Genomic DNA, 8864 nt, shown 5'->3' with positions numbered 1-8864 from the left:
CGGCGGCGTCGAACTCGTTGGGCAGACCCCACTTCGCCTCGTAGCCGTACACCTCACGCAGTGAGCGTGCCGACTCGTGACCGTTGAGGATGTCGAGATCGCTGGTGCTGATCAGGCCGGGGTGCGGCACGCCGCACGCCTCAGACACCTTGAGCAGGTCGCGGCGCAGGGTCCGGATGTAGTTCTCCGCGCGGTTCGCCTTGATACTCGGGTCCAGACCGTGGGCGAGCCATTTGTCCTGCGTGGCGATTCCGGTGGGGCATTTGTCGGTGTGGCATTTCTGCGCCTGCAGGCAGCCGATCGACATCATCACCTCGCGGGCCACGTTGACCATGTCGCAGCCGAGCGCGAACGCGACCACCGCGTTGTCGGGCAGGCCGAGTTTGCCCGATCCGATGAACACCACCCGGTCGGCGATGCCGGCGCGGGCGAACAACTCGTACACGCGGGCGAAGCCGAGCCGGAACGGCAGCGACACCGATTCACTGAAAATCAGTGGGGCCGCACCCGTTCCGCCCTCACCGCCGTCGACGGTGACGAAGTCGACGGCGCGGTCGGTCATGCTCATCAGATCGACCAGCTCACACCAGAAGTCCAGATTGCCCACCGCCGACTTGATACCGACCGGCAGCCCGGTCTCGTCGGCCAGCATCTCCACCCAGTCCAGAAGTGAATCGGCGCTGTCGAATTCGGTGTGCCGGGACGGGCTGGCACAATCCTTGCCCTCCTCGATGCCACGGATTCGCGCGATCTCAGGGGTTACCTTGGCGCCCGGCAGCAGACCACCCAGGCCGGGCTTGGCGCCCTGGCTGAGTTTGATCTCGATCGACCGGACCGGGTTGGACGCCACGATGTCCTTGAGTTTGGACAGTTCGAACCTGCCGTTCTTGTCGCGGCACCCGAAGTACGCCGTCCCGATCTGCAGGGTCAGGTCCGCACCGTGCAGATGGTGCGGCGACAGGCCGCCCTCACCGGTGTTGTGCATCGCTCCGGCCTGGGCGGCGCCGCGGTTGATCGCCTCGATCGCCGCCGACGACAGCGACCCGAAACTCATCGCCGACACGTTGACCACCGACTCCGGCCGGAACAGTCCCCGCCGTTCGCGGTAGCCGCCGAGGATCTTGGCCGCTGGTATGACGTCTCCGTGTTCACCGTGGTTGACCTTGGTGGCGGGCGCGATGTCCGAGAACGTGCGGTGCTTGATGATCGGATAGCCCTGCGTGAACTCGGTGTCGTTGTCGGCACCGAACCCGAAGTAGTTGTTCTCCAGCTTGGACGACGCGTAAATCCAGCGGCGCTGATTGCGGCTGAACGGCCGCTCCTCGTCGTTGCCGGAGACGATGTACTGCCGAAGTTCGGGGCCGATCTCCTCCAGCAGGTAGCGGGCGTGCCCGACCACCGGGAAGTTGCGCAGAACAGCGTGCTTCTTTTGCAGGAGGTCCCAGGCGGCAAGACCCGCGACGGGGGCCAGGGGCAGGGCTTTTGTCCATTTCGGTGCCATAACCAGCACGCACCTTTCGAGGCTGCGAAAAGCGAAACTATCGCCGGTCATTGTTCACTATCGCGCAGCCCCGCGGGACCGGATTCGCACCATCGCCACGTGCCGAGTCAGAAATATAGAACACGGCCGGGCGTCATCCCGGCCGCGTTCAGTCGTGGATCACTTGCGGTCAGGTGAGCGTCGGAGTTCCGCCGAGATAGGCGCGTTCGACCCGGCCCAGGTCCGCCGACAGGGTGGCCGCCTCATCGGACAGAACCACCTCGCCGTGGGTCAGGACCACCCCGCGGTCGGCCACCTGCAGGGCCATCCGCACGTGCTGTTCCACGAGGATCACCGAGGTACCGGCGGCGGCCACGTCACGCAGCACGGGCAGAATCGATTCGACGATCACCGGGGCCAGTCCCATGCTGAGCTCGTCGATGAGCAGCACCTTCGGTTTCTGCACCAGTGCGCGACCGATCGCGAGCATCTGCTGTTCGCCGCCGGAGAGCTGGCCCGCGGCGACCTTCAGACGCGGCTTCAGGGACGGGAAGAACTGCAGGACACCGTCGACAGCGGACCTCCGGGCGGCCCGTGCGGCGGCCGGATTCCACCGGCCACCGGCGACAGCGAGCGCAAGGTTCTGCTCGGTGGAGAGTTTGCGGAACAGGGCGCGGTCGTCGGCGACCAGCACCAGCCCGGCTCGCACAGCCGCCCGCGCATTACCCGACGGCAGCGCCGTACCGGCCACCTCGACCTGCCCGCCGAGGCGGGGCAGCAACCCCGCGAGAGTGGTCAGCAAGGTGGTCTTACCCGCGCCGTTCGGACCGAGGAGCGCCACGATCTCCCCTTCGCCGATCGACAGGTCGAGCCCACGCACCACCGGCGACGACGGTGCATAACCCGCGGACAGCCCACGGCACTGCAGGATACTCATGGATGCACCGTCCTCATCGCGACTCCCGCGGGTTCCGTTGCCGCGTCGGGCGCGGCTTGGGCGGAGGCCGGTGTGCCCAGATACGCACCCACCACCGCCGGATCGGCCCGGACCTCGTCGGGTGTGCCGGACGCGATCACCCGGCCGAGGTCGAGGACGATGATGCGGTCGCAGATGCTGAGCACCAGATCCATATCGTGATCGACGAGCAGCATCGTGACCCCACGATCGCGGGCGGCCCGCAGACGCTGCCCGAGCCACCGGCTTTCCAGCGAATCGAGACCGGCCGCCGGTTCGTCGAGCAGCGCCACCCGCGGCCGCCCGGCCAGCACCCGCGCCACCGACACCAGTTGTCGTTGCCCCTGGGACAGATCCGCGGCCGCCACGTCGGCGAGCTCGGAGATGTCGAGCAGAGCCAGCGCGGCGCGCACCGACTCGGCACCATGGCCGCCGTGGGAGGCGCCGACCATGATGTTCTCGGCGACGGTCAGCTCCTCGTACAGTTCGATGTCCTGGAACGTGCGGCCCAGCCCGGCGCGCGCACGCCGGTGCGGCGGCTGCCCTCCGACTTCGGAACCGGTCAGCGTGATGCGGCCCGTGGCCGGCACGAAACCACTGATCGCGTCCATGAGCGTGGTCTTGCCCGCTCCGTTGGGTCCGATCAGGCCGACGATCTCCCCTTCCCGGACCTCAAAGGTCACGTCATCGACGGCGGTCACCGGGCCGTACCGCACCCCGACTGCGGTGGCCGTCAGGAGCACCCCGCCGGCCGGTGCCACCTCGGCCGACGGTGCGATACCCGCTGTGACGGCATCCTCTGCGCCGACCCCTCTGGACCGACCCCCTCTGGACCGACACCGTCGAGGACGGGTTTGCCGGCGCCGAGCGTGATGCCGAATCCGGGGATCCGGATCTTGTGGATGTAGCGGGCCAGACCGTCCGGGTTGGCCATCACAGTCACCACCAGCAGCACACCGGCGAGCAAGGCGTACCAGTCGCCGAAGTGCAGGTACTTCTCCATGACGAAGTACAGCAGGCCACCTGAGGCCATCACCCCCGCGAGGATGCCACCGCTGATGGAGGTGACACCCGAGATGTACACGATGGCGAACAGTCCGATGCCCAGGAACACCTGATACGACGACGCGTTCGCGAGCGTCTGCTGGTACCCGATGAGCGAGCCTCCGATGCCGGCGATGAACGCCGAGATCGCGAACGCGGCGAGCTTCACCACGCCGACATTGATACCGGCCGCGGCGGCCGAACGTTCGTTGGCCCGCACCGCCAGCATCGAGGCACCCAGCGTCGAATTGCGCAGCCACGCCACACCCGCGACGACGAGCAGGAAGAACACCAGGCACATGACCCCGAACTCGGTGCGCGGATAGCCTTCTCCCGCACCGATTCCCAGGTCGATACCGAACAGCGACGGTTTCTCGACAGGCGCGCCCTGCATGCCTCCGTTGAACGAGGGGTTCCGGAACCAGAAGGCCTCCAGGAACACCGCGAGCGCGAGAGTGGCCACCATGAGCGGCAGGCCGCGCACCCGCAGCGCGGGCAGCCCGATGATCATGCCGACCACCCCCGCGATCGCCGCCGCCAGGATCGGGGCGATGGGGAACGGTACGCCGAGGTCGGTGGTGAGTCGCGACAGACTGAACGCGCCGACCCCGGCCAGCATGAGCTGGGCCAGTGACACCTGCCCCGCGTATCCGGTGATCACCACCTGCGACAGCGCGATGATGCCGAGGATCAGGGAGGTGGCCAGCGCGTTGCCCAGCTGGCCGCTGGTGAGCACCAGCGCGAGAGCGATCACCAGACCGCCGATCACGAGCGGCAGCCAGATGTTCTGCGGTCTGGGCGAACGGCCCATGTCGCTGCGGGCCACCATTCCGCGGCCGGGCAGCGGCTGCCCCCGCAGCAGCAGGAAACCGACGATCAAGATCAGCGGAACCGCTTCGGCCACACCGGCGTCGGGGAACCAACCGACGGTGTACTGCAGGTTGGTGGCCTCTGAGGACAACATGCCGATGAGGATGCCCGCGGCCACGGTCACGCCGATCGAGGCGAAGTTGCCGACGAGTGCGGCGGCGAGCGCCGGGACGATGAACATCGTGTAGGCGACGGGATTGAGGGGAACGATCGGCGCGATCACGATGCCACCGACCGCCGCGGTCGCCGACGACAGCGCCCAGTTGCTGACGGCGATCTTCTCCGGGGACAGCCCGGTGAGCAACGCCCCCTTCTCCGATTCGGCGGCCGCCTCGGTGGCGATGCCGAACCTGGTGAAGCGCAGCACAAGTCCGGCGGCTATGGCGAGAACCACGACCACAAGCGCGAGCCACAACCGGTCGGTGGGCACCACACTGTCGCCGATGGGGAACGTGTCCACGGCGAAGATCGTCTGCACCGTGGGCGGATTGGTGCCGACACGAAGGCCGAGCAGTGCCTGCAGGATCAGCATCACCCCGATCGCGGCGACTGCCCGCGCCAGCAGCGGTGTGGTGCGCATCCAGCGAAAGATCAAGAGGTACAACACAACACCGAGAGCAGAGGCGATCAGGACCGCCACCAGCATCGCCGGGATCACGTCCAGCTTGCCACCCAGGTCGATCCGCGGTTCCAGGCCGGGAATCGGGTTGAGCAGTTGGCCCTGACGCAGATAGGCATAGGTGTAGGCGGCGTACAGGGCCACCGCACCAGTGGCGAAGTTCACCACACCCGAGCTCTTGTAGGTCATCACCAGCGCGAGACCGAGCGCGGCGTAGACGGCTCCATTGCCCAGGCCGAGCGCCAGGAACGCGAAGTGGTCTGTCATGTGTCCTCGAAACGTGTGAGTAGATCAGGCGGTCACGTACCCGCCGGTGTCCCGGCCGGTGTGCACCGCATCATCGCCGCGCACCCGGTCCGGGACATCGGCTACCCTCTCAGGCGCCGGAATCCCTTATGGGACAGTCCCGTCAGTTCTTGATCACCGTGCTGTTCTCGAACTTTCCGTCGGCCGCGACATCGGAGACGATGATCGAGTTACTGCACAGCGGGGGCAGCATCGGCATCGCCTTGCCGTTGCAGGTGAAGGTCAGTCCCGGAGCGGCGGGCAACGGCACATCGGTGGCCGTGGTGAGCGCGGTGCGCAGGTCAGCGGCGGTGACGCCCTTGATGTCCTTGCCGATCTCGCCGAGCGACATGACCACCTGGTAGCCGAGGTATCCCAGGCCCTGTGGGTCGTCGTCCGGCGCGTATTTGGCCATGATGCTGCGGTACAGCGTCACCGATGGGTCATCGGAGGTGAGGTTGACCGTGGTGAAGGCCTTGGCACCGATCAGCTTGTCGTGGCCGCCGATCGCCTCCCAGACCGGCTTGTCGAGGCAGCTGGCGATGAGGTACTTCTTCACATCCGGGGCCACCGACTGCAGGACCTTCATCGCCGACACACACATGCGGGTGTCCCCCAGGACAGTGACGGCGCCCGGCTTGTCAGCCAGTCCCGCGGTGATCTCGGGTGTCGGATCGGCCGAGGCCACCGGAACGACCACCACTTTCAGCTCGACGCCCGCCTGCTGGAAGATCGGGGTGGCCATCGCCTTCACCGACGTGGCGGCATCACCGCTGTCACCGATGAGGACGGTGAACTTCTTGATGCCCGACTGCGCCGCGGTCTTCGCCTGTCCGGCGAGCACCGCTATGGTGCCGCCGGAAAGCATATACGCACCAGGAGTGGCGAATTCGGCGCGCGACACCGGGGCCTGCGCGATATACGGGATCTTGGCGCCGGTGATGATCGGGAGCATCACCGCGCCCTGCGAACTCAGCGGCGCGACGACGGCGGCGACCTTCTTCTCCACCAGCTCGTTGGCGCATTTGGTGGCCGATGCCGGTTCTTCGGACTGTTTGCACACCACGAGTTCGACCTTGTGACCGCCGATGCCGCCACCGTTCTCGTTCAGGTATCTGGCCGCCGCCTCTCCTGAGGTGCGCAGCATCGGAAGCTGCACCGCACCGCCCTCGGATGCGATAAAACCGATCTTGATCGGGTCACCGGTGGCCGGATTGCTGGGCAATTCGGTGGTCTTGCCGGCCGGATTGCCGGCCGAATCCGAGGAATTGTCGTCGGACGAGCAGGCGGTGAGCCCGCCCAGCGCCAAGGCGCCGGCGGCGCCGGCGGCGACGGACACCCGCAGGAGCCGTTTGAGGGAGAGTCCAGAGTTCACAGTTGCCCTTTCAGAAAGTATTGCCGGACAGTGCAATTCCATGCCCGAGACGACTCCGCGGCGCTGCGTGATGCCACGTCGCGAGGGACTTTGTCACCTGTACCCCGACCCCCGAGTAACCGTCCCGGTCCGAACAGTAGCCGATCGTACATCATATATGGGGCTAATTACACAAACTCGACATTCCCGTTGAGCAACCCTCAGAACGCCCGACCACACTGCCTGCGACCAGCAGATTCAGCACAACTGAATAGGTCGGCAAACTATGTTTGCGGCCTCATCCTCCGCTCCCATATCCCGACATTGCATATCGGCAATAGAATCGATCAACTCAACAATTACACACCTGTGCATTGTTGGGCGATGGCGTCAACCCCACCGATACCCACGGCATCGCGATGATCCCCTCACCGGACCTGAGCGGTGGGGTTACGGTCGGGACCCGTCAGCGAGGCGGCAGTCCCGCGGCCCGGTAGACGGCGTCCACCATCACCATGTTGTCCACCGAGTCGTCCACGCCGAGCTCAAGGGGCTCACCGGTCCGGATCGAACGGGCGAACGCGTCGAGCTGATAGCTGTAGGTGGATCGGGCGGGCACATGCTCCACCGACTCCGTCTCGTCCGACACGACGGTCAGCCTGTTGTCGCGGTGGGGTCCGAGGAAGTCATGCAGGGTCACCGACCCCCTGTCTCCGATGTAGGCCAAGCGGAAGTCGTACCGCTCACCCACCATCGACACCCGGGCCGCGCCGACCGTGCCGTCGGGATAGGCGACCTCGAAGGCGCAGGCGCGGTCGACGAACTCCGAGTGGAGCGCCGCGCGTGCGGAGACGACCTCGGGCACCGACCCCATCCGCTTGCCGTACTGACGGAACACGTGCACGGCGTAGCAACCCAGGTCCATGACGGCGCCACCGGCGAGCGCGTAGTCCCAGCGCGGATCGTCGTCGGGCGGGGTCGGCATCGACATCGTCACCTCGACCCGGCCGATCGTGCCGATCGCACCGTCGTCGAGGAGTTGCTGCGTGCGGTGATAGCCGGGATGGAACGGATAGTGAAAGCCCTCCAGAAACGGGATTCCGGCCGCTCTGATCTCACGGGCGACCTCGGCCGCCTCGGTTGCGTTGGCCGCGAAGGGTTTTTCGCTGAGCAGCGCCTTCCCTGCCGCCGCGGCCCGCCGGTTCCAGGGGCCGTGCAGGGCGTTGGCGAGGGCGTTGTAGACGAGATCGACCTCGGGATCTGCGATGACGTCGGCGTAGGTGTCGACGACCCGCTCGATCCCGAACTCGGCGGCATAGGCCTCGGCTTTGGACCTGTTGCGGGCGGCGACCGCGACGATGCGGTGCCCGAGTCCGCCGGCGGGTCCGATGATCGACTCCGGGCTGATCCGGGCCGCACCGAGCAGGCCGATGCGCAGCGGTTCCAGGGGCACGCTCTCAGTCATGTGCACCCACCACGTACTGGTCCCAGTCGATCACCGATCCGGTGACCACGCCGCACTGGTCGGACAGCAGGAACACGACGAAGCGGGCGGTGTCGTCCGGCTGGTTGAGCCTGCCCATCGGCAATCGTTCGGCCGCCTGGGCCGCCCAGTCGTCGTCGGCGTCGTGGAACCGTTTCTGGATCTGCGTCTCGCCCTCGGTCTCGGTCCAGCCGATGTTGACGCCGTTGATCCTGATGCGATCGAACCGATGCGCGTAGGCGGCGTTGCGGGTCAGGCCGGCCAGGCCCGCCTTGGCGGAGACATAGGGTGCCAGGTACGGCTGACCGGCGTGCTCGGAGATCGAGATGATGTTGACGATGCTGCCGCCCGTGCCCTGGCCGATCATCTGTTTCACCGCGGCCTGCATGGTGAAGAACGGTCCGCGCAGGTTGATCGCGATGTGCTCGTCGAACAGTTCGGGACTGGTGTCCAGCAGGGTGCCGCGGGTGGTCAGGCCGGCTGCGTTGCACAGCCCGTCGACGTGACCGAACCGGGTGACCGCGGCCTCGACCGATGCCCCCGCCTGCGCCGGATCCGCGACGTCGGCGACGACGAACTCCGCCTGCGCGCCCCCGGCGATCAGCTCGTCCCGCAACTTCTCGCCGACCTCGCGCCGTCGCCCGGTGAACGTCACCGACGCACCGGCGGCGCAGGCCGCACGAACGACGGCCGCACCCACTCCCTGCGTACCGCCGCTGACGACGATCGACTTACCGGCGAGGCTGATTTGTTCGGTCATATGGACTTTCTAGC

The 8864-nt window shown here is 66.8% G+C and carries 7 protein-coding genes; all 7 read right to left on the bottom strand.

What is annotated here, in order from left to right:
- Positions 1–1501: FMN-binding glutamate synthase family protein (locus GOAMR_RS17070; protein ID WP_005190679.1), on the bottom strand; the 1501-nt coding region annotated here is incomplete at its 3' end.
- 169 nt (positions 1502–1670) lie between these two features.
- Positions 1671–2417 carry an ABC transporter ATP-binding protein gene (locus tag GOAMR_RS17065; protein WP_005190677.1) on the bottom strand — a complete coding sequence of 249 codons (747 nt, stop codon included), beginning with the start codon at positions 2415–2417 and terminating at the stop codon, positions 1671–1673.
- Positions 2414–3196, bottom strand: a complete 783-nt coding sequence (locus tag GOAMR_RS25925; RefSeq protein ID WP_005190676.1) for an ABC transporter ATP-binding protein — start codon at positions 3194–3196, stop codon at positions 2414–2416. Before GOAMR_RS25925 ends, GOAMR_RS17065 begins: the two co-directional genes overlap by 4 nt.
- Positions 3169–5235, bottom strand: a complete 2067-nt coding sequence (locus GOAMR_RS17060) for an ABC transporter permease (protein WP_005190674.1) — start codon at positions 5233–5235, stop codon at positions 3169–3171. The genes GOAMR_RS25925 and GOAMR_RS17060 overlap by 28 nt, the downstream gene beginning before the upstream one ends.
- Before the next feature lie 142 nt (positions 5236–5377).
- The gene (locus GOAMR_RS17055) at positions 5378–6628 is read right to left on the bottom strand and encodes an ABC transporter substrate-binding protein (RefSeq protein ID WP_005190672.1); all 1251 of its coding nucleotides are present in this window, start codon (positions 6626–6628) and stop codon (positions 5378–5380) included.
- A 445-nt stretch (positions 6629–7073) separates the two neighbouring features.
- On the bottom strand, positions 7074–8072 hold the full coding sequence (locus GOAMR_RS17050; protein ID WP_040515619.1) for a Gfo/Idh/MocA family protein: 999 nt from the start codon (positions 8070–8072) through the stop codon (positions 7074–7076).
- A complete protein-coding gene (locus GOAMR_RS17045) occupies positions 8065–8850 on the bottom strand; it encodes an SDR family oxidoreductase (protein WP_005190669.1) in 786 nt (261 codons plus the stop codon). Before GOAMR_RS17045 ends, GOAMR_RS17050 begins: the two co-directional genes overlap by 8 nt.
- Between the last annotated feature and the right edge of the window lie 14 nt (positions 8851–8864).

Origin of the sequence: Gordonia amarae NBRC 15530 (assembly GCF_000241345.1) — a bacterium.
GTDB classification, from domain to species: Bacteria; Actinomycetota; Actinomycetes; order Mycobacteriales; family Mycobacteriaceae; genus Gordonia; species Gordonia amarae.
Note: the sequence above shows the minus strand (reverse complement) of the source record. Positions and strands in the feature narration are given on the sequence as shown.